At 42.2% G+C, this 22,639-nt stretch carries 19 protein-coding genes; 3 read left to right on the forward strand and 16 right to left on the reverse strand.

Going from position 1 to position 22,639, the window contains the following annotated elements; all coding sequences use genetic code 11:
• Positions 1–144 precede the first annotated feature (144 nt).
• On the reverse strand, positions 145–1,449 hold the full coding sequence (eno, locus tag ADG03_RS02465) for a surface-displayed alpha-enolase (protein WP_021153554.1): 1,305 nt from the start codon (positions 1,447–1,449) through the stop codon (positions 145–147).
• 211 nt (positions 1,450–1,660) lie between these two features.
• Here eno and ADG03_RS02470 point away from each other — a divergent pair, with 211 nt between their 5' ends.
• Complete coding sequence (locus ADG03_RS02470) at positions 1,661–2,113, forward strand: DUF1694 domain-containing protein (protein ID WP_049472414.1); 453 nt, start codon at positions 1,661–1,663, stop codon at positions 2,111–2,113.
• Positions 2,114–2,155: 42 nt separating this feature from the next.
• On the opposite strand, the gene ADG03_RS02475 is transcribed toward ADG03_RS02470, so the two are convergent.
• The 9 genes from ADG03_RS02475 to ADG03_RS02515 all read right to left on the reverse strand — a co-directional run bounded on the left by ADG03_RS02475 (position 2,156) and on the right by ADG03_RS02515 (position 13,819).
• Positions 2,156–3,271: a glycerate kinase gene (locus tag ADG03_RS02475; RefSeq protein ID WP_049472416.1), complete on the reverse strand. Its 1,116-nt coding sequence runs from the start codon at positions 3,269–3,271 to the stop codon at positions 2,156–2,158.
• Positions 3,256–3,924: a phosphoserine phosphatase SerB gene (gene serB, locus ADG03_RS02480; RefSeq protein WP_049472417.1), complete on the reverse strand. Its 669-nt coding sequence runs from the start codon at positions 3,922–3,924 to the stop codon at positions 3,256–3,258. The genes ADG03_RS02475 and serB overlap by 16 nt, the downstream gene beginning before the upstream one ends.
• Positions 3,925–4,036: 112 nt before the next feature.
• Complete coding sequence (gene ezrA, locus ADG03_RS02485; protein ID WP_049472420.1) at positions 4,037–5,761, reverse strand: septation ring formation regulator EzrA; 1,725 nt, start codon at positions 5,759–5,761, stop codon at positions 4,037–4,039.
• An 86-nt stretch (positions 5,762–5,847) separates the two neighbouring features.
• The gene (gene gyrB / locus ADG03_RS02490) at positions 5,848–7,797 is read right to left on the reverse strand and encodes a DNA topoisomerase (ATP-hydrolyzing) subunit B (protein WP_049472422.1); all 1,950 of its coding nucleotides are present in this window, start codon (positions 7,795–7,797) and stop codon (positions 5,848–5,850) included.
• 12 nt (positions 7,798–7,809) lie between these two features.
• Positions 7,810–8,373 (reverse strand): HAD-IA family hydrolase, encoded by a 564-nt coding sequence (locus ADG03_RS02495; RefSeq protein WP_003007999.1) that lies wholly within the window; start codon positions 8,371–8,373, stop codon positions 7,810–7,812.
• Positions 8,374–8,538: 165 nt separating this feature from the next.
• Complete coding sequence (locus tag ADG03_RS02500; protein WP_049472424.1) at positions 8,539–9,090, reverse strand: DJ-1 family glyoxalase III; 552 nt, start codon at positions 9,088–9,090, stop codon at positions 8,539–8,541.
• Positions 9,091–9,117: 27 nt separating this feature from the next.
• The gene (locus ADG03_RS02505; RefSeq protein WP_049472427.1) at positions 9,118–10,347 is read right to left on the reverse strand and encodes an FtsW/RodA/SpoVE family cell cycle protein; all 1,230 of its coding nucleotides are present in this window, start codon (positions 10,345–10,347) and stop codon (positions 9,118–9,120) included.
• Positions 10,348–10,380: 33 nt separating this feature from the next.
• Positions 10,381–11,361 carry a YeiH family protein gene (locus ADG03_RS02510; RefSeq protein WP_049472428.1) on the reverse strand — a complete coding sequence of 327 codons (981 nt, stop codon included), beginning with the start codon at positions 11,359–11,361 and terminating at the stop codon, positions 10,381–10,383.
• A 4-nt stretch (positions 11,362–11,365) separates the two neighbouring features.
• Positions 11,366–13,819, reverse strand: coding sequence for a bifunctional DnaQ family exonuclease/ATP-dependent helicase (locus ADG03_RS02515; RefSeq protein WP_049472452.1), 2,454 nt, complete (start codon positions 13,817–13,819; stop codon positions 11,366–11,368).
• 118 nt (positions 13,820–13,937) lie between these two features.
• Here ADG03_RS02515 and ADG03_RS02520 point away from each other — a divergent pair, with 118 nt between their 5' ends.
• A complete protein-coding gene (locus ADG03_RS02520) occupies positions 13,938–14,579 on the forward strand; it encodes an MBL fold metallo-hydrolase (RefSeq protein ID WP_049472430.1) in 642 nt (213 codons plus the stop codon).
• Between the two features lie 69 nt (positions 14,580–14,648).
• On the opposite strand, the gene ftsX is transcribed toward ADG03_RS02520, so the two are convergent.
• The 3 genes from ftsX to prfB form a co-directional block, all read right to left on the reverse strand.
• Positions 14,649–15,575, reverse strand: a complete 927-nt coding sequence (gene ftsX, locus ADG03_RS02525) for a permease-like cell division protein FtsX (protein WP_042759907.1) — start codon at positions 15,573–15,575, stop codon at positions 14,649–14,651.
• Entirely contained in the window at positions 15,568–16,260 is a 693-nt protein-coding gene (gene ftsE / locus ADG03_RS02530; RefSeq protein ID WP_003008021.1) for a cell division ATP-binding protein FtsE, read from the reverse strand. The genes ftsX and ftsE overlap by 8 nt, the downstream gene beginning before the upstream one ends.
• 44 nt (positions 16,261–16,304) lie before the next feature.
• Positions 16,305–17,400, reverse strand: a protein-coding gene (gene prfB, locus ADG03_RS02535) for a peptide chain release factor 2 (RefSeq protein ID WP_100209015.1) whose coding sequence is annotated in 2 segments (ribosomal slippage) — positions 16,305–17,327 and positions 17,329–17,400 — 1,095 coding nt in all. Because the reading frame shifts where the segments join, the coding sequence is not laid out codon by codon here.
• A 175-nt stretch (positions 17,401–17,575) separates the two neighbouring features.
• Between prfB and ADG03_RS02540 the strand changes: the two genes are divergently transcribed.
• Positions 17,576–18,433: a metallophosphoesterase gene (locus tag ADG03_RS02540; protein WP_049472432.1), complete on the forward strand. Its 858-nt coding sequence runs from the start codon at positions 17,576–17,578 to the stop codon at positions 18,431–18,433.
• Positions 18,434–18,462: 29 nt separating this feature from the next.
• Here ADG03_RS02540 and ADG03_RS02545 read toward each other — a convergent pair whose 3' ends face one another.
• From ADG03_RS02545 to ADG03_RS02555, 3 genes are all read right to left on the reverse strand, one after another.
• Positions 18,463–19,131 carry an MIP/aquaporin family protein gene (locus ADG03_RS02545; protein WP_049472434.1) on the reverse strand — a complete coding sequence of 223 codons (669 nt, stop codon included), beginning with the start codon at positions 19,129–19,131 and terminating at the stop codon, positions 18,463–18,465.
• Positions 19,132–19,252: 121 nt separating this feature from the next.
• Positions 19,253–21,937: a cation-translocating P-type ATPase gene (locus ADG03_RS02550; protein WP_049472435.1), complete on the reverse strand. Its 2,685-nt coding sequence runs from the start codon at positions 21,935–21,937 to the stop codon at positions 19,253–19,255.
• A gap of 203 nt (positions 21,938–22,140) precedes the next feature.
• Positions 22,141–22,524 carry a YwiB family protein gene (locus ADG03_RS02555; RefSeq protein WP_003008038.1) on the reverse strand — a complete coding sequence of 128 codons (384 nt, stop codon included), beginning with the start codon at positions 22,522–22,524 and terminating at the stop codon, positions 22,141–22,143.
• Between the last annotated feature and the right edge of the window lie 115 nt (positions 22,525–22,639).

Genomic DNA, 22,639 nt, shown 5'->3' on the forward strand with positions numbered 1-22,639 from the left:
CCCACTCAACCACTGCGTCTTGCTCGACAATCCAAAAATAATTGAGAGGCCAGGACTTTTGTCCCAGCCTCATTTTTGTTTACCCCAATCGCAAAAAAAGATCCTTGAGAAGACTCAAGGATCTTTCTAGTCTAGTAAACTAGATTATTTTTTCAAGTTGTAGAATGATTTCAATCCACGGTATTCAGCTACTTCACCAAGTTGATCTTCGATGCGAAGCAATTGGTTGTATTTAGCGATACGGTCTGTACGTGAAAGTGAACCAGTCTTGATTTGTCCTGCGTTTGTTGCAACTGCGATGTCAGCGATTGTTGAATCTTCAGTTTCACCTGAACGGTGTGATACAACGGCAGTGTAACCAGCTTCTTTCGCCATTTCGATAGCATCGAATGTTTCAGTAAGAGTACCAATTTGGTTAACTTTGATAAGGATAGAGTTAGCACATTTTTCTTCGATACCACGTGAAAGGTAGTCAGTGTTTGTTACGAAGAAATCGTCACCAACCAATTGAACTTTACCACCAAGACGTTCAGTAAGAGCTTTCCAACCGTCCCAGTCGTTTTCATCCATACCATCTTCGATAGTGATGATTGGATATTTGTTTACCAATTCTTCAAGGTAGTCGATTTGTTCAGCAGCAGTGCGGACAGCAGCTCCTTCACCTTCGAATTTAGTGTAATCGTAAACTTTGCGTTCTTTATCGTAGAATTCTGATGATGCACAGTCAAATCCGATAAATACGTCTTTACCTGGAACATAACCAGCAGCTTCGATAGCAGCGATGATAGTTTCTACACCATCTTCAGTTCCGTCGAAACGAGGAGCAAATCCACCTTCGTCACCAACGGCTGTTTCAAGACCACGACCTTTAAGGATTTTCTTAAGTGCGTGGAAGATTTCAGCACCCCAACGGAGAGCTTCTTTGAATGTAGGTGCACCAGCAGGTACGATCATGAATTCTTGGAAAGCGATTGGAGCATCTGAGTGAGATCCACCATTGATGATGTTCATCATTGGAGTTGGAAGAACTTTAGTGTTGAATCCACCAAGGTAGCTGTAAAGTGGGATTTCAAGGTAGTCAGCAGCAGCACGAGCTACAGCGATAGACACACCAAGGATTGCGTTTGCTCCCAATTTACCTTTGTTAGGAGTACCGTCAAGAGCGATCATAGCACGGTCGATAGCTTGTTGATCACGTACATCATAGCCGATGATTGCTTCAGCAATAATGTTGTTTACGTTGTCAACAGCCTTTTGAGTTCCAAGACCACCGTAACGAGATTTGTCACCGTCACGAAGTTCAACTGCTTCGTGTTCACCAGTAGAAGCTCCTGATGGAACCATACCACGTCCATGAGCACCTGATTCAGTATATACTTCTACTTCAAGTGTTGGGTTACCGCGTGAGTCTAGGACTTCGCGAGCGTAAACATCAGTAATAATTGACATTTCTTACTCTCCTTATTGAGTTATATTTTTTACTCCTCTATCATATCGTAATTAGGCTATTTTTTCAAGAAAAAACAAGGAAATCTACGAAAATTGAGAAGTTTTTAACAAGAAAACGGTTCCACTATCTTATTTTCTGCCATTTCCCCTCCTTATTTAATTTTTTAGCATTCTTCTACTCTTCTGCTACGCTTTATGCTATACTAAACTTATGACAGATATTAATAAAACGATTTTAGAAAAAGCTGCTGGTCCTACTCGATTCAATCCGGATGAGCAGCGTCGATTTTTGGAGACTTATGAGGAGCGGGTGATTGCTTCATGCACCTTGGAGGAGGCAAGGGACAAGATGTACCTGGAGCAGTATTCGACAATCCTCACTGATATTTCAGATCGCTTTCATCCTGTTTTGGTCAAGATCTCCCCAGCTTTAGATGAAAGCAGCCAGCTACAATATTTGAAAAAAACCAAAGATCTTGGTCTTGTGGCAAGCATCGTTTCGGATGACTGTCGCCATTCCCCCTTTGGTCTCATCATCCATACTGACCACCCATCTGGAATTTCACCAACAGATATGAGTCTCCAGTATCCAAATTTATTTGAAAAGAAAAAAGAGACTGCCAGTCCAGAAAAGAAACCATTTTGGAAACGTCTCTTTAGCTAAAGAAAAACCAATGGAAGGGAACATCTCCTTTCCATTGGTTTTTTAGTTTGCTTTTATTTTTAAAAGGTTCCCAATATTTCGAGCACAGGAAATCAGATTCCTTTCAGCATGAGCGAGTGCATCTGCTACCTCACAAGGACCAGGTACGATAGAGAAGGCAGCTTCAATGTGATGACTAGGAAAAGCAGGCAAATCCTCCGCTAAGCTACCACAAATAGCTATAACTGGGATCTTTTCTGGTGTTCGTTCGGCCACCCCGACAGGAGCTTTTCCAGAAAGTGATTGGAGATCCATCCTACCTTCTCCCACGACGACCAGATCAGCTTTTTGTACTTTGTGATCAAAGTCAATCAAATCAAGACTTTTTTCAATTCCTGATGAAATCTGACCTCCCGCAAAAGCGACCAAGCCAGCAGCCATGCCACCTCCAGCTCCGGCGCCAGGCATAGACAAAATTCGTGCATCAGCTAGCTGGTAAAAATCCTGCATAGCCTGATCAACAGCTGGAAACAGAAGGGGATTCAATCCCTTTTGCCCACCAAAGATATAGGTCGCTCCTTGACTGCCACAGAGAGGATTGGTTACATCCGTTAAGACTTGGAGCTCGATGTCTTCTAAAGCTTTTGGAACCGCACTGGTATCTATTCTAGCCACACGACCGAGTGAAGCCCCGACAGGACGAAGCAGATGGCCTTGTTCATCATAGAAGGCTATCCCAAGTCCGGCTGCCATCCCAATCCCACCATCATTCGTTGCAGAACCGCCAATTCCCACACAGATTGTTTTAACTCCTTGGTCAACCAATTGCAAAATAAGTTCACCAATTCCTCGTGTTTCCAGTTCAAGAGGATTTCGTTTTTCAGCTGGAATCGAACCTAAACCGACAAGAGAAGCCATCTCAAAAAAGGCCATCTCATCTTTTTGGTAGTAAGACATTGAAACAGGCTGTCCAAATGGTCCGGTTACTTGCGTTTGGTACTCAGTTACATCTAGAACTCCAGCTAGGGTTTCCATGGTGCCTTCGCCACCATCCCCTATAGGAAGGAGGTCAAAAGTTACATCTGGTAGAGACTCTTGAAATCCTTTTTTCAAGGCCTCTGCTACTTGTTTGGCAGATAAGGATTCTTTAAATGAATCCGGGGCTAGTAGGATATGCATGCTGTTTCCTTTCTATGCTGGTCTAGAATTTCAAGAACAAGGCTTAGATCCCTCGTCTCGATACGATATGGGGCACGCTCAGCGACGATTGGCTTGGCCATAAAGGCAATCCCGATACCGGCTGTTTCAATCATCGGAAGATCATTGGCACCATCTCCCATCGCAATCGTCTGACTTCGTGGAATATGATTTTCTCTCGCCCATGTCAGGAGGTTGTCTTTTTTTCTTTCAGGGGTCACAATCTCTCCGAGCACTTTCCCTGTCAGACGGCCATCAAAAGTCTGCAAACGATTAGCACGAACCAGATCAATTCCTAAAGACCTCGCGATAGGATCGATGACTTCATGAAATCCCCCTGAAACAAGGCCAACCTTGTAACCTCTTTGATGAAGTTCCGTGATTAAGGTCTTAGCTCCCGGTGTAACGTCCATCTGCTCTATAATTTTCGGAAAGATAGATGTCTCCAAACCTTTCAATAAAGCGACACGCGCCTGTAAAGATGCTGCAAAATCCAGCTCTCCATTCATTGCTTGTGCTGTTATCTCTGCTACTTTTTCTCCCACGCCAGCTTCTTGAGCTAGTAGATCAATCCCTTCCTGTCGGATCAAGGTTCCATCTACATCCATAACGAGGAGACCGGTTACTTCTTTCATCGCTTTCCTTTCTTATTTCTCCCTTACTATACAAAAATAGGGTTTAAATTTCAAGTTTCAATGATCATTTGAAGATAAAAAAACGACCTCCTAAGAAGTCGTTTTTTTGTTATTAGAAGCGAATTTGCTCCCGAGTTTTTTCATACGAAGTAACAAAGCGATCGGTCACTCCAGCTTCTACCATCTCCAAAGCATCTGAGATGACTTTGAAGGAAGCCGCATAGTCATATTCTCTTTCGAAAATATAAAGGGATTCATCAAAAGCTGCTTGCACATGATCATCAAATGAACGGTAACGGTTTGAGTATTGCAACAACTGCTCAGTTAAAGTAGCATTTTGTACAATTCGATAAGTCGCTTCTTCCAATTCATTCATATCATTTGTCAAAATATCTAACAAACGATTGGTTGATTCGATGTTGATTTTATCCCCTTCCAACTCATCCATCAAAGCCTCTGTATTGTTGCTTGCTGTGAAGAATAATTCCAAGAATTCTTGAGGAATTCCTGGCAAGTTCCGTTTGTCCATATAGCGTTTAATGGCATGCAAACGGTTGGCATAGATGTTAACTTTTTGGCGAGCATTGGCATCGTCTTTTTCAATTTTTGAAAGGGAATCACTTAAACCAATTTGCTCATCTTCGATTTCTTTCAAGCGAGCTTCAATAGCTTCTAACTCTTCTTCTACGATAGAATAGGCCTTTTGTGTTTCAGATGAATCTTTCAAGGCATCTTCTACCACATTTTCTTGTGAAGATAGCTCAGCTTCCAACTCTTTTAACTGTTGGCTAAAGCTTTCATTCAAGACGAATGTTTTACCAAGGCGTTCCACTTCTGCTGCAAGGTTGCTATTGTTATCTTTTGCGTGTTTCAAATAGCCAGGCAGTTGTTTCACTAACTTCTTCACGACTTTTTGTGATTCGATTTCACGAGTAAAGATGTGATACAATGCATCGATTTCCTCTTGAATTTGCTCATTCTCGTAAATAGCATTGTCCAATTCAAGCGCGGATACATTTGCCATATTGTTCTTCAAGGAAGCATGCAACTGTTGGAAACGAGATTCAATATCTGTTTCAGTGAAGTGGTAGCCAGATTCCAAAAGCTTTCGGTAGCCACTTTCCAAATCCTCTAATTGGTCTGGAAGTTTTGACTGAAGAGCGGTGACAATTTCTGGCACTCGCTCAACAATTTGTTTTAAGGCCACAATATGATTCTCAGCGGTATCAAGGATTTCAGCTGCTTCAACAGGGTCACCTGAAGAATTCAAGGTGACAAATTGTGAAAACTCAGATTGAATATTTCCAATTTGCTTTTCAATTTCAGGAAGCGCACTGCCATAACGATCTGGATCTGAAGTGACTTCTTTTTGAAGTTCTTCAAACATATCTAAGGCATGAACCACGCGTCCGCTATTTTTTTGTTCTTGCTCTTCAAGATCTGAAAGGGCTTGGCGAATCGCCTTGATATCTTCGTCGATCAACTGGATCTGACTTTCGATATTGTCAATAGCTTGTTTAGCCTTCATGAAACGGAAAGAATTATTGTAGCCTTCCGCTTCAAACAGATTGTTTTCAATATCAGCAAATGAATTTAAGGATAAATCTACCCATTTTTGATTCCATTCACGAAATGCAACTTGACTTTGACCAATCAAATGCATGTTTTTTACGGCCTCAACTTCATCGTTGACCGGAAGGTTATATAACTTTTCTTTTCGTTCTTCCAGTGCTGCCAGTAAGGCCTCGTTTCGTTTTCTCAAAATGACTGCAACCACATATCCTACAATCAAGATAAGGGCGACAATAAAGATGAGAACAATTAGTCCACTAGACATATAAAAACTCCTTCATCGTATTACTTGAACGTAATCCTAGTAATTATACCATAAAATATCCATTAATGGGAAGCGTTCGTTGAATTTTATACATCGAGTGTACTATATTCAGCGTTTTCTTCAATAAATTCCCGACGTGGTTCCACGCGGTCTCCCATCAACATATCAAATATCTTATCTGCTTCCGCAGCATCGTCTACTGATACCCGTGCCATCAAGCGGTGTTCGGGGTTCATGGTTGTTTCCCATAATTGGTGATCATCCATTTCCCCAAGACCTTTGTAGCGTTGGATGGTTGGTTTTGAGCGACCTTCTGAATAGCGTTCCAAAGCTGCAGCTAATTCTGCTTCTTGGTTGGCACCAGGTTGGATATATTCTTTGATCTCACTACCGACTTTGACCCCATAGATTGGTGGTTGCGCAATATAAACATATCCCGCTTCCAAGACTGGTTTCATATAGCGATAGATCAAGGTCAACAGAAGGGTTCGAATATGTGCGCCATCGACATCGGCATCGGTCATGATGACTAATTTTTGATAACGCGCTTTTGTGACATCAAATTCAGCACCAAATCCAGTTCCCATAGCAGTAAATAAACTACGGATCTCTTCATTGGCAAGAATCTTGTCCATACTGGCCTTTTCCACGTTGAGGATTTTCCCACGAATAGGGAGAATCGCCTGGAACTCCCTGTTCCGACCTGATTTAGCAGATCCTCCAGCCGAATCCCCTTCGACGATGAAGAGTTCTGTTTCTTGTGGGTTGTTTGAAGAACAGTCTGCCAATTTACCAGGCAGGTTAGAGATCTCAAGTCCCGATTTCTTACGGGTCACTTCCCGTGCCCGCTTAGCTGCTACCCGAGCTTTAGCTGCTAAAATCCCTTTTTCAACGATTTTCTTAGCGATTTGTGGATTTTCCAAAAGGAAATCAGAAAAGGCATCACTAAAGAGTCGATTGGTAATTTTTACAACTTCTGAATTTCCAAGCTTTGTCTTGGTTTGTCCTTCAAACTGTGGGTTTGGATGTTTAACTGAGATAACTGCTGTTAAACCTTCCCGAACATCCTCACCTGTTAAGTTGTCTTCATTTTCTTTTAAGAGTTTATTTTTCTTAGCGTAATCATTGATCACACGAGTGAGAGCTGTACGGAAGCCCTGTTCATGAGTCCCACCTTCATGGGTATGAATGTTATTCGCAAAACTCATGACCGTCTCATGGTAGCCTGTGGTATATTGCATAGCTACTTCAACTGTAATATCATCCATTTCACCATCTGTGTAGATTGGTTTTTCAAAGATGACATCTTTGTTTTCATTGATGTATTCGACGTAACTAGAGATCCCACCTTCGTAGTGGTAATGCTTTTCTTGCTCTAAGCCTTCTCGCTTATCCGTCAAAGAAATACGCAAGCCACGATTCAAAAAGGCTAGTTCTTGAATTCGTTTATTTAATTTTTCAAAATCATACTCGGTGGTTTCCGTGAAGATTTCTGGGTCTGGAATAAAGTGGACGGTTGTCCCTGTCCGATCAGTCTCCCCGATGACTTTCAAATCATCCACAACGTGTCCACGTCGATACTCTTGGTAATAGATACTGCCATTTTTATAGACGCGAACATCGAGGGATGTGGAGAGGGCATTCACGACGGATGACCCTACCCCGTGAAGACCACCAGAAACCTTGTAGCCGCCTCCGCCAAATTTTCCTCCCGCGTGAAGCACGGTAAAGACAGTTTCAACGGCAGGTCGACCTGTCTTTTCTTGGATATCCACTGGGATCCCACGACCATCATCGACAACCGTGATCGAATTATCTGCTTCAATGAAAACTTCAATATGGCTAGCAAAACCAGCTAAGGCTTCGTCGATCGAGTTATCAACGATTTCCCAGACCAGATGATGAAGACCTTCTTTTGAGGTAGATCCAATATACATTCCCGGACGCATCCGAACGGCTTCTAGTCCTTCCAAGACCTGAATCTGACTGGCATCATATTCTTGTGCTTGATTTTCTTGCTGTTTATCCTCTGTCATAATTTCCCTTTTCTATTCAAATATAAACTGGTGTAAGTGTGGCATAGAATCAAATAAATAGGTCGAAAGCCCTGCAGCCTTTCCAGCTTCTATATCGATCGGACGATCTCCGATGACCAGACCGTCTTGAATACCATATTTTTCCTTCAAATAAAGCATAGAGGCTGGGTCTGGTTTTCGAGGAAAGCCCTCGTCTGCCGTTACAATCTCCGTAAAGTAGGGTGCAATGCCTGTCTGTTCAATAAGGGTCAAAACTTGGCGATCCCGATGAGATACCAAAAAATGGCGTCCTCCATGTGCTTGGATCTCTTCTAGTAACTCTTTTGCTCCCTCAAATAAGACCGGCTCTTGCAAGCCCAAGGCTTCTTTTTTCTTGTATTCCGTACGAAAATTGGAAATATGAGGGGCAAAGGTTTGAATTGCATCCTGTGTTGAGATTTTTAATGCTGCATAAACAGAATCATGATCGGCTTGGATGTGAAAGTCCTTCAATGTCGCTACAAAGGCATTTGTGGACGTTTCGTAATTATCCAATAGCGTCCCACCAAGATCCCATATAAAATCATGATAATTCATAGTCAATATTATACCACAAATGGACAAAAAAAATAAGCTAAAACCCTCATTTAGGGGGGATTTTAGCCATTTTTTACGGTCATTTCATTTTAAATCATAGAGAAGTCATTTCCCGTCATAGAATGTAAACTTTCACCAGAAAATATGGTGTCCAAAAGAGCTCTTTTAAGCATCTCCAAAGACATCTTGATAGAGCATTCCTTGACGAAGGCTTTGGGCATCTCCTCCAAATTGCTCTACCAAGGCATAAGCCAAGGCAAGCGCAGTTGAAGGACCACGACTGGTCAAGAGATTCCCGTCTTTCACCACTGTTTCTTTCTGATAGTGCCCATCTTGAATCTCTTCTTCAAAACCATCGTAACAGGTATAGTGTTTATCTTTTAAGAGGCCGGCACGCGCCAAAACAATGGGAGCGGCACAAATTGCAGAGATGGTTTTTCCTTTGCCACTTTCTTCCTGAAGAGCTGTGATCAATTCTGCATTATCCCTCAAATTCGCTGCTCCTGGCATCCCACCTGGTAAGAAGATTCCATCATAATCTGACAGGTCCCCATTCCAGAGGCGGTCGACTTCCACTGTGATCTGGTGAGAACCTGTGACCGTTTCTTCCATACCAATAAGGTCACAGTCGATCCCAGCACGTCTCAAAACATCGACAATGGTCAAGGCTTCAATTTCTTCAAAACCATTTGCTAAAACCGTTGCTACTTTTTTCATTTTCATTCCTTCTTTCTATCTATTGCGCTATTGCGCCTTTTTAAGGACTACTTTTTTACGGATTGGAGGCCCTTCTTCTGGCTCTTTCTTTCTGCTACTATGATTATATATTGAGAGGACCAGACCAACACCAATCAGATTACTAATAATAGACGATCCACCTTGTGAGATAAAGGGGAGGGGAATCCCCGTCAAGGGGAGAAGACCCGTTACTGCTCCAACATTTTCAAAAATATGAAAGACCAGCATCATAATAAATCCGATGGAGATATAGGTATAAAATTGGTTATTGGACTGTAGGGTAATTTTTAAAATGCGGTAAATCAGGGACACATATAAAATCAACAATACCAGAGCTCCAACAAATCCAAAGTCCTCTGCTACGACCGTAAAAATCATATCACTTTCCCTTACGGGAACCAATAAATTAGATACATTAAATCCTTGACCAAAGAGTCCACCACTGGCAATGGCTAGCTGTCCTTGCGCCTGCTGGTAGGTGGTTGTTTGTGCATAGTCAAAAGGATTTAACCAGGCTAAAATACGGTTCATTTGGTAGGTTGGCATCCCTACTTGCTGGTGCAGAAAAGCCCGACCCCCTTCTGATAGAAAGAGAAAGAGAAAGCCTGCTAACCCACCTGCCAGAAGCAAGATGACCGGCAAGATTATTTTCCAAGAAACTCCTGAAACGAGCACTAAGCCCGCAAAGATGGCCAAGAATACTAAGGCCGTTCCCAAGTCCTGCTGGAGGGCCAATAAGGCAAAGACCGGAATTGTATAGATGGTCAACTCTAGAATTAAAAACCAATCTTGTCGTAACAATCGCTCACGCCCCTTATTTCTTTGTAAAAATCGAACAATAGAACGTGACAGCATCAGGATGAAGGGAATCTTCATAAATTCTGAAGGCTGAAATAAGGTGATGTTTCCATAAGCTACCCAGTTTTTTGCACCTGTTGAAGCCACCAAGTTTGGATTATAAAAAACAAGAGGAAGAACCATCAAGGCCAAGCCTAGTAGGTAAAGAAAGGGAGTGATTTTCCAAAGAAATTTCGTACTAAAAATCGTCACAATCAGGCAAATAATACATCCCACACCAATCCAGGCTAATTGCTGCCCCAAAAAAGGCCACACCATTTGGGGATAATCATGAGAAACTGCCACATAAACAGATAAAATCCCAATCATGAGAAGGGCGAAGACACTCCCAATGATGGAATAATCCAGGTGAATCGTCCAAAAATGATGTTTCTTCATTCACGTTCCTTTCTGTGAGAATCATCAAATCAATTAATAGAACAACATTTGTAGAATCAAGCTAGATCCTGCTACACAAAACCAAGCAATCAACCCTACTAGAAGGGGGGCTGCTCCTGCTGCACGGAACTGTTTCCAAGAAACCTTGCTTCCGATTCCAACCAAGGCCATGGCCATAAAGAGGTGAGAAAGGTCATTTAGGTATGGTAGGACCACTTTAGGTACCAGGCCAATAGAAGAAAGAATGGAAGCCACAATAAACCAGATAATAAACCAAGGAATAATTTTCTTTAACATTCCTTTGTTTCTTCCTTGTTGTTTACTCCGATACCATTTTAAACCGATCAAGCCCAAACAAACTGGTACAATCATCAGGGCGCGTGTTAACTTAACAATTGTAGCCATTTGCCCCGCTGCTTTACTGTAAGAAAATGCTGCTGCTACAACAGATGACGTATCGTTAATGGCTGTTCCTGACCAGAGGCCAAATTGAAAATTAGACATATGCCATAAATGGCCTAATACTGGAAAGATAAAGACAGCCAAAATGTTGAAGAAGAAGATAGTTGACATAGATAGGGCTATTTCCTCTTCGTCTGCTTCAATGATCGGTGCTGCTGCTGCAATAGCAGATCCACCACAAATAGCTGTACCAAACCCAATTAAGGTCCGTAGATGAGATTTCAGGTGGAAGACTCTCCCAAAAATAATAGCTGCAAGAAAGGCAACGGTTATCGTTGGCAGACTAATCTTTAAAGAAGACAAACCTGTAGAGGCAACCGTCGCAATGGGCAAGCTAAATCCCATGAAGATAATCGAATACTGTAACAATTTCTTACCGGACCAGTTCAAGCCTGGTCGTGAATTCTCCGGCAAATCCACAAATTCATTAAGGACAATTCCTAAAATTAAGGCAAAAACACTGGAGCCAATAATGGGAAAGAAAGTTCCCAACAACATAGCACAAAGTGCCAGTACAAATGCAATTGCAAGTCCAAATCCTTTATTTTTCATTTTCTCAATTCCTTTCAAAAAAGTCAGCTGCTTGCTCAACAAGCCGCTCTCTCACTGTCGTGTGAAGGGGCAACACTTGTTGCAACCCGTCCAAAATTTGTTTTCCATATCGCTTGGTTACCACCCGCTGATCCAATAAGAGGACCAGAGATTCCTGATCTTGAAAACGGCTGGTTCTCCCAATAGCCTGTTTGAGCCTTAAAATCGCGACTGGAAGACTATAGTCGTAAAAGGGATTTTTCCCCTGTTCTCTGAGTTTTGTATTCAGCTTTTGAACCATATAATCTTTAGGATTGTCAAAAGGAAGGCGCGTGATGATTTGAATCACTTCTTTTTGTTGGGAAAAATCGACTCCCTCCCAAAAGCTTCCTGTTCCCAATAAAATAGAGGTTTCTCCTCGGTCAAATCGTCGCTTAATATTAGCTGCATCGCCATTTCGATACTGGGCCAAATGAGGAAACTTCAAGGCGTTTGACGTCTCCAGTAACAATTCTTTTGAGGTAAACAAGAGAAAAATTGGTTTTCTTAGAGGAAAAAGTTCATCGATGAGCTGACAAATCTCTCCTGCATACTCCACGGAAGATAAAGAAACGACATCTGGAAAATCTATCGGCACCAACAATTCCTGGTGTTGTTTGACTGTTATTGGCACCCGGTAGATCTGCTGCTCTTGATATCCTAAAAGAGCAGGTAAATGCACCTTTTTACTGATCGCGATCGTCGCTGATACAAAGAGCACGGGTACTTCTTCAGGCACAAACTCCTTAAAGGATAGCAAGTCCTCAACTCCTCCATGGAGACGAAGAATCTGGTGGCTTTCGACCACTTCCTTGTCCATCCAAAAAATCTGGTATCGCTCATCAAACAATTCCCTTAGATTCTCTAGAGATTCGTTTTTTAATTCCGATACATCCTGTCGAATTTTTGCCACTGTTTGATCTGATAAGATCGCTGTTTTTCCTTGTACAACTTCCTTAGAGCAGGCATTTAATTCAAATTGAATACTTTCCAGCAAACGCCGTTGCAGAAGATCTTTTTCCTCTTCGATGGCGTGTTGCAAGCCTAGAAGAAGAGATTGCAAGGTTTCTTCTCTCTGTGAAAACTGTTCTAAAGCAAAGAAGAGTTTTTGCGCTTCATCCACTACCAGAACAGATTCTTGAAGTAGACTCTTATCATCTTCTAGACGTGTTAACAGATAGGCATGATTGGTCAGAATTACCCGGCTGGTTTTCACTTTTTCCTGGCCGAGACGCCAAAAATCTTCCTGATAAAAAAGTGAACGTTTTGACAATTGGCCATCGTGGCATATTTCAGATACAAAATGAAGATGACGATAGAGTTGACCAATTTCACTGAACTCTCCCGTTTCCGTCATGGTCAGCCAAACCAACAGTTGCATTTTAAAGCGTCGGATCATCCCATTATCTGACTCACTCTGTAAGGCCTCATACAATTTATCGAGTTGGATGTAATCCTTGGGACTTTTCAGACTATGAAAGGGAATTTGGAAAAGATCTTGGATGGTCTTTCCTTCCTTCTTCATAATTTGATCCTGAAGAATTTTAGTGGGAACACTGACAAGAATGCGCTTGGAAGTTTTCGCCAAAAGCGTTAATAGATAGGCGTAGGTCTTCCCAATACCCGTTGGCGCTTCAATAAAACTCGGAAGTGGCTGTTGCAAACTGTCCTCGATATAGGCAACAAATTCTCTTTGTTCCGGATAAGCCTCCATTCCCAACAGCTGCATATTGAGTTCAAACTGTTCAGACAAATGACGACTTTCTATAAACTGTTGTGGCTTTCGCAGATAGAGACCATGAACTTCTACTAAATGAGCTGGTAAAAAAAGGCTACTGTCTTCAAGCGCATCTTCTATTAAGAGTCGCGATTCATAAATCAAACAATCTGCCATCGAAAGAAGTTTTTCGATCAATCCTCTTGGTAAGCTCGCAATTTTCTCTCTCAATTTCAACAGCAGCTGGGCTGTTGCCATAGCATCCGCTAGAGCGGAGTGAGCATGGTGCAACTCAATTTCCAGTTCAGCCGCAAGCGCTCCTAAATTGTAGCGTTCTAAAGTCGGATAGAAAATTTGAGACAATTCAACCGTATCAATCCGAGGAGTCGTTAGCTCAAATCCTTCCCAAAAAAGGGCTTCTGCCAATAAATTCGCATCAAATTTGACATTATGGGCCACAAAGACGGCATCTTCTATTAATTCAAAAATTTCTTTTGCCACTTGTGCAAACTCTGGTGCTTTTTTCAAGCGAGCATCTGTCAGGCCAGTCAATTGTTTGATATGCTCATCCAATCGTTCATGGGGATTCACATCCGTCTCATAGGATTGAGTAATCCTCCCATCTTCGATGATGACAATCCCAACCTGAATGATCTTAGCATTGCTTCCAGCACTGGTCGCTTCCAGATCCACAATGGCATATTTCCGTTTCTGTCTTGTCATAATACTTAAAATTATATCACGTTTGAGCAAGCTCTGCAGATTTTTTTCTCCTTTCATGCTGACTTCAATCCTGTTATTTTCCTCGCAATTTGATACACTATTCTAGAAAGGAGTCCTTATGAAAATCTATCGTACCGTTAATCCTGTAGCTTATGAAAACACCTACTACCTTGAAAATGACCATTCCCTCATTCTTGTCGATCCAGGTAGCGACTGGGCGACCATTCAAAAACAAATAGATCGCATCGGTAAACCAATCGTAGCGATTCTTTTAACCCATACACATTACGATCACATTATGAGTCTTGAAAAGGTTCGTCAGACCTATCATTTCCCATCTGTTTATGTCCATTCAGCAGAAGCCAGTTGGTTGTCTTCTCCTGTCGATAATTTATCTGGTTTGGATCGTCATGCGGATTTAGAAGATGTGGTATGCAAGGAGGCCGACTTCCTTTATGACATTCGCTCCGATTACCAAATAGCCGATTTCCACTTTTATGTTCTGGAGACACCAGGCCACTCTGCAGGAGGGGTCTCCATCGTCTTTCCTGAGGATCACCTGGTTCTATCCGGTGACGCCCTTTTTCGCGAAACCATTGGACGGACCGATCTTCCAACAGGGAACGCGACACAGTTGCTTAGCAGTATCAGAGAAGAACTCTTTACCCTTCCATCTTCCTACACTGTCTATCCCGGTCATGGCCCTGAGACTTCTATTGGTCACGAGAAGATGTTCAATCCCTTCTTTAGACAATCCTAAAGAGTCCTTATCATCCTTCCTGTCCTCATAAAAGTAGACAAAAAAAGCAAGTGCGAACTTGCTTTTTTATTATATCTTAAGAAAACGTCTCATGGAGATTGAAGAACCAATCGCTCCAATCAAAATTCCTAATCCAAAGAGGCCACCGACCATGATCGGTACCAAGAGATGAGGACTATAGAGATACAAGTTTTGATCTGCCAAGTTATTGTTCATAGATGTATAGACAACATTATAAACATAGAAGACCAAAGCTGAAGGAACCAAGGCTCCCAAGAGACCGATCCAAGCACCTTCTAAAAGGAATGGTGCACGAATATAGCCATTTTTTGCTCCTACCAGTCGCATAATCTTAATCTCACGACTACGTGAAATGATGGTAATCCGAATGGTATTTGAAATCAAGAAGACTGCGATGAAAATCAATAAAGCTACACCAATCAAGCCCCAGTTTCGGATGAAGGTTCCAAGAGCAAACAAGCGTTGGGTATCGACCCCACCATCTTTAACTTCAGAGACCCCTTCAATTTTTTTGGCATCAGCCGATACTTGCTTTACATATTTAGGAGCTGTTGTCTCTACATAATAAGCATCATAGAGAGGATTGGCATCTCCATCAAAAATCTTCCAGTTGTTCCCAGCCGTTTTGATCAGTTTATCATACTGTTCTTCCTTGCTAGAAAAATCAACCTTATCAACATGCTTCATGGCTGTCAGAGCATCGTAGACCTTATGGTAGTTTTCATTGGTCACGGTTTGACCGTCTTTTTCAATCTGCTCGCTCTGATCTTGAATATCCTTGCGCATGTATACTACAACCCGCACACTGTTTTGAATATCATCTGAAAGCTTGATGGTATTGGCAATAACTGAGGCGAAAATAGCAACCAAGCTAAGGGTAATCATAACCGAGCTGACCGCTGCAATCGTCATCCAACCATTTCGTTTCAAGCTTTTAAGCGATTCGATTAAGTGTCGGAAAAATCTTCTAATCATCGTATCCGTACTCTCCTTCCGCTTCATCACGCACTACACGACCATTTTCAATCGCGATGACACGGTGACGTAAAGTATTTACAATCTGGCTATTGTGGGTCGCCATCAATACTGTGGTCCCTTGCAGATTAATCCGCTCCAAAAGATTCATGATTTCCCATGAATTATCTGGGTCCAAGTTCCCCGTTGGCTCATCCGCAATCAAGACTTTCGGATTGTTGACGATCGCACGAGCAATCGCAATCCGTTGTTGCTCCCCACCGGACAATTCATTCGGGAATGAGCGGACCTTGTGTTTCAATCCGACAAGATCCAAAACTTCCATCACACGCTTTTTAATATTGCGACGGCGCTCACCGATAACTTGCATAGCGTAGGCAATATTTTCATAAACGGTTTTCTTTGGAAGCAATTTATAATCTTGGAAGACCACTCCCACATTGCGTCGCAACATAGGAATATCGCGTTTTTTGATTTTATCCAAATCAAAATCAGCTACTTTCAAACTTCCTTTATCGTGTTTGACTTCACGGTATAAAAGTCGAATAAAGGTCGACTTCCCTGCACCAGAAGGTCCTACGATGTAGGCAAATTCTCCTGGTTCAATTTGGACAGAGACCCCGCGAAGGGCCGTCGTCCCGTTGTCATACTTTTTGACAACATCTTTCATTTCAATCATTGACATGTAATGAAATTCCTTTCATTCTTTTCTGGTTGATTCCCTCGAGGTTATTGGAGACGCCATTTAAGGTAGGCATCGATAAAGCCATCGATATCTCCATCCATCACCTTGTCTACCTGCGCTACTTCGTAGTTGGTCCGGTGATCCTTAACCATGGTGTAAGGGGTAAAAACATAGGAGCGGATTTGACTTCCCCAGGTGATTTCTTTTTTATCCCCTTTTAGAGAATCCACTTCTGCTGCTTTTTTCTCTTGCTCTAATTGGTAGAGTTTAGCCTGCAACATCTTCATCGCACGATCACGGTTCCCGTATTGGGTTCGATCCACGGTGGATGCCACTACAATCCCTGTCGGAATGTGGGTCAAGCGCACCCCTGTAGAGACCTTGTTGACGTTTTGTCCACCAGCTCCACCAGAGCGGAAGGTATCCATCTTGATATCATCATCACGAACTTCAACCTCGATGGTATCGTCTAATTCGGGCATAACCTCAACAGATGTAAAAGACGTATGACGCCGTTTAGCAGAGTCAAATGGAGAGATCCGAACCAAACGGTGTACCCCCATTTCAGATTTCAGAAGACCGTATGCATGTGGCCCTTCAAAAGATAAGGTCACAGACTTGATTCCAGCCTCATCTCCAGCCTGATAGTCCAAGACTTCAACTTTAAAGCCGTGAGCATTTCCAAAACGAGTATACATCCGAAGAAGCATGTCGCCCCAGTCCTGAGCTTCTGTTCCTCCTGAACCTGGGTGGATTTCTAAGATGGCATTATTATTGTCATAAGGTTCAGACAATAGCAAGGTCATCTCATAGCTGGTCATACGTTTATCCAGCTCCTCCAACTTCTCGATCAATTCTTCTTTGACCGAATCATCTTCTGCCAAAAAGTCCAGTAAGATTTCTGACTCATCAAAGAGATCCACCATTTGATGGAAATTTTCATAGGTCTGCTTGAGTTCATTTAATTCTTGAGATGTCTTTTGCGCAGCAATGTTATCATCCCAAAAATCAGGTTCTGTCATTTTATTTTCTAAAATGGCAATTTCTTCTTCCAATGCCTCTAAGTCAAAGAGACCCCCTGAAAGAAGCTAATTTTTCACGATTTGCGTCAATTTTTTGACGAATTTCTGAAATGTCCATAAGTACCTCTTTCTATGTATCTAGTCTATTATATCATAACCTTCACTATTTGCCCACCTTCCAATATTGGATCTGCTGGTTGACCACTGCCAATCCAGCTGATTTTCAGCATTTTTTCTATTCATTTGTAACCTAATTGTTAGAAAAAAAGATCCTCTTATGCTAGACTGGTAGCATGACAACAGTAGCTTTTATGTCCGATTTACATATTGATTCGAACAACTTCGGCAAAGATGAATTAGAGACCCTGATCACTCTTTTCCAGCAACAAAACATTCAACATCTACATATTGCAGGAGATATTGCCAACGGCTTTGAAAAGACCTCACAGGAATTTTTAGACCAACTTCAATGTCACCTTCCTGTGACCTTTAGCTTAGGAAATCATGATATGCTGGGCCTATCAGAAGAAGCCATGAGACCTTTTGAATTTCAAAAGATTCCCTTCTCCAATCATACGCTTCTTGCCTTTTCGGGCTGGTATGACTACAGTTTTGTTCCTGCCATCTCTCCCCAAAAACATCTCCAAACCAAAAATCTATTTTGGTTTGACAGACGCCTCCAACGAATGGGATCTGATCCAGCCATTACCCAACGTCTGTTGCAAGAGCTGGAACAAGAGCTCATGCGTGTAGACCAACCCCTGATCATCGCCATGCACTTTGTTCCTCATAGTCAGTTTCTCCTGCGCCACCCTTATTTTGAACGCTTTAATGCTTTTCTAGGGAGCCAAGCCTTTCATGAGCTTTTTCGGCAATTCCCTGTCAAAGATGTCATATTTGGACACAGCCACCACAGAATTTCAGATAGGAAAATCGACAATATCACCTATCATGCCAGACCTTTAGGCTATGTCCGAGAATGGGAGCTTTGCAAACAATTTTTCGAAGCTTTTCCTGAATATGATTTTCCAAAACGATACGATCCCTACAAACGCTATCGCAGAATCAAAGACCTCCCCGAATTTAAAGCATACAAGAAAAAAAAGCTCGCTCATGAATTTTCTCAAGCCATGGCGATCCTTGAACTATAAAAAAATTGGTTCCTTCGGAACCAATTTTTTTACTCTTCTGTATCCAAGAGATTTTTTGCAACGATTGCAGCCAGAACACCACCGACAATTGGAGCCAAGATAAAGATCCAAATTTGTTGAAGGGCTGCACCACCAACAAAGAGGGCAGGTGCCAAGCTACGAGCTGGGTTAACAGAAAGTCCTGTAATGTTCAAACCAACAAGAATAATCAAAGTCAAGCTCAAACCGATCACAAGACCAGCGATTTTCCCATTACCTTTGGTAGCTGATGTCACTGTCATGATGACTAAGATAAAGATAAAGGACGCAATCACTTCAAACAAGAAACCGCCAAATGGAGTCACTCCTTTAGCCAAGGCATTTTCACCAAGACTAGCTGTTGACATACCTGAATTTGACAAGAGGAAAAGTACTGTTGCAGATGCGAGAACCGCCCCCACTACTTGCGCTGCAATATAATTAATCAAGTCCTTTGAAGACAAGCGTTTGTTCACAAACATGGCAATCGAAACAGCTGGGTTCAAGTGGGCACCAGAAACAGTCCCAATTGAGTAAGCTGCTGCAACAATGGATAAACCGAATGCCAAAGCAATTCCTAAATGTCCCAGACCTTCTGTTCCATTTCCAAAAACAACTGCGCCAGTCCCGATAAAGACAAGCATAAATGTGCCGATTACTTCAGCAAAAAACTTTTTCATAACTAAGTTTCCTTTCTTCAAACTGTTGACTAGTTTATCAAAAATCCACACGTACCTCAAGAAATATGCCCAGTCTATTTTGCCCGCAAAAAAAGCCATCCGAAGATGACTTTTTTTATCCTTAAATGGCGTTTTTATCTTTTCCAAGTGCACGTTGAACGGCTTTTACAATCTCAACGAGAACAACAATCAAGAGCGAACCAATCATAACAGCTAACCATTGTGTCAAACTCAAATGAGAGACATGGAAGAGTTTGTTAAATCCAGGGACAATGATGGTCGCCATCAAGAGAACAAAGGCAACTGGAATCGACCAGTTAAAGGTCTTGTTCTTGAAGAGTCCCACTTTAAAGATGGATTGGTAAACCGATTTAACGTTAAAGGCATGGAGCAATTGGATCAAACCAAGAGTTGCAAAGGCCATAGTCAAAGCGTCTGCATGGATTTCGGCACGAGTCGCATGTTCTGGATAGAGTAAGGCCCAGCCATAAACACCAAGAACCAGCATGGTTTGGAAGACACCTTGATAAAGAATAGCTCCGAAGACCCCACCGTCAAAGAAGTTAGATTTACGTCCTCGAGGTTTGTGGGTCATGACACCTGGCTCAGCTGGTTCCACACCAAGGGCGATGGCTGGTAGGGTATCTGTTACCAAGTTGATCCAAAGAAGATGTACTGGTTGTAACACATCCCAACCAAAGAGGGTTGCAAAGAAGATGGTGAAGACTTCAGCCATATTGGCAGACAAGAGGTATTGGATTGATTTTTGGATATTTGAGAAGACCTTACGTCCTTCTTCTACCGCTACGATAATGGTTGCAAAGTTATCATCTGCAAGGACCATGTCTGAAGCTCCCTTAGAAACTTCTGTACCTGTAATCCCCATACCGATACCGATATCAGCTGTCTTAAGTGATGGTGCATCGTTGACCCCGTCACCAGTCATAGCAACAACTTTGCCTTCATTTTGCCAAGCTTTCACGATCCGAACTTTGTGTTCAGGTGATACACGCGCATAGACAGAGTATTGCTTGAAGACTTTTTGGAATTCTTCGTCAGAGAGTTCATTCAACTCAGCCCCTGTGAAGACATGGTCTTCTGTATCATTTGGATCGATGATTCCCAGACGTTTGGCAATGGCTTCTGCTGTATCTTGGTGGTCACCCGTGATCATGATAGGACGGATACCCGCTTCCTTAGCGACACGGACAGCTTCTGCTGCTTCTGGACGCTCAGGGTCAATCATGCCGACCAAACCAGAGAAAATGAGGTCAGACTCAACAATTTCAGATTCCAAGGTTGGGATTTCGTTGCTTGTCTTATAAGCCATCATCAAGACACGAAGGGCTTGTTTGGCCAAGTCTTTGTTGGTAGCAAGGATAGCTTTCTTGTCTTCATCCGTGATAGGACGAACTTCCCCATTAACTTCAATACGCGTCACACGTTTGAGCAATTGGTCAGGAGCTCCTTTGACAGCGATAAAGTAAGAACCGTCCGATTCCTTATGGATAGTTGACATAAGCTTACGGTCAGAGTCAAATGGCAATTCTGCCACACGTGGTTCATCCTTCAAAATTTCGCGAACATCAAAATTGTGATCCAAACCAAACTGTACCAAAGCAGTCTCTGTTGGGTCCCCAATCAACTTGCCAGATGGGTCCACCTTAGTATCATTGGCAAAGTTCATGATACGAAGGGTATTGTTGCTAGCAGCAATTTCAGCTGCAGAGCTTTGCAATTGACCGTTGGTGTAGACCTTCTCAACAGTCATTTGGTTCATAGTCAAAGTACCTGTTTTATCAGATGCGATGATTTCTGTTGAACCAAGAGTTTCAACCGCTGGTAATTTACGAACAATCGAATTGCGTTTGGCAAGGGTTGTAGTTCCCAAAGATAGAACGATAGTTACAATGGCAGGAAGTCCTTCTGGAATGGCCGCAACCGCAAGGGCTACCGCAACCATCAAGCCTTCTAATGGATGCTCTCCACGAACGAAGACACCAACTAAGAAAGTAATGACCGCAATCACAACAATTAAGTAAGTCAAGGCTTTAGATAATTGTTCCAAGCTTTGCTTCAATGGTGTTTCAGTCTCATCGGCATTAGCCAACATATCTGCAATCTTACCAACTTCTGTATACATACCAGTGTTTGTTACGACACCAATACCACGACCATAAGTTACATTTGAGTTTTGGTAACCCATATTAACGCGGTCCCCAATACCAGCATCTGCTTCAACAAGTCCTGTCACATCTTTTTCAACTGGCACAGACTCCCCTGTAAGAGCTGCTTCTTCAATTTTAAGAGAAGCTGCTTCAAACAAACGCATATCTGCAGGCACGACATCTCCCGCTTCAAGCAAGACGATATCTCCGGGTACCAATTCTTTTGAGTCAATCTCAATAACATGGCCATCACGACGAACACGAGCCATGGGGCTAGACATATTTTTCAGAGCTTCAATGGCTGCTTCTGCTTGCCCTTCTTGGTAAACCCCAAAGGCAGCATTCAAGACAACAACGGCCAAGATGATCATGGCATCCGTTAGACCGTCCATTCCTTCTGTAATCACAGAAAGTGCCGCTGCCACAAGCAAGATGATAATCATCAAATCCTTAAATTGATCAAGGAATTTAGCTAGTAGGCTACGTTTTTCACCCTCTTCCAACTCATTACGACCATAATTCGCTAAGCGTTCTTGAGCCTGGGCGGTTGACAAACCTTCGACAGATGAGTCCAAGTTCTTTAGGACTTCCTCAGAAGATTGCGTGTAAAACAAATCTTTATTTTGTTCTTTTGACAAAACAGTCTCCTCCTTTTTGGCCTCTTTTTACAAAAAAAGAGACCTGTTTTTTAAAAAAACAAGTCTCGCTGTTTAATATAGTGCCGGAAATAATTCGTAATGACGACACTATCGCGGAAAACCGCCAGCTACTCCCTTGAGTGGTTTTATTATACCATTTTTATAGAATAAAGCAAGCGGGATCTCTAATAATTTAATGAGGTCTATTCTTCCCATTCCACTAGTAATTGATAATTGGCAAATTCCTGTTCTCCATCGAGAGTTAACAAGCGATAAGAGACTTGCAAATGACCTGCTTCTAATTGAAAGAGGTCTGTTGTAATCAAAAACTGCTGAATGCCCATCGGAGTTGGGATGATTGCCCCACCATCTTCATTTTTGTAGAAACGCATGATGGATTTAGGACTTGAGAATCGTGTCATGACCAATTCATCGTTGGAAAATTTCAAAGCAACCTTTTCATCTTCTTCATTGGTATACAAGAGATATTGAAAACCTGCTTTTTCCTTCCATTCACCTTGATAGTACTGATCAACAATTTCCATTTCTTCTCCAAATCGAATGGTATTTTGAATGCGAATCTGCATCTTTGTCTCCTTCTCTTCTTTTCTTGCCTTACTATTCTATCAAATTTTACGCATTTTGACTGCCCCTATTAGCCTCTAGATCGCAAAATAGGCTTTTTTTTGCTATAATAGACCC

It is taken from the genome of Streptococcus parasanguinis (genome assembly GCF_001069785.1).
Classification (GTDB): Bacteria; Bacillota; Bacilli; order Lactobacillales; family Streptococcaceae; genus Streptococcus; species Streptococcus parasanguinis_T.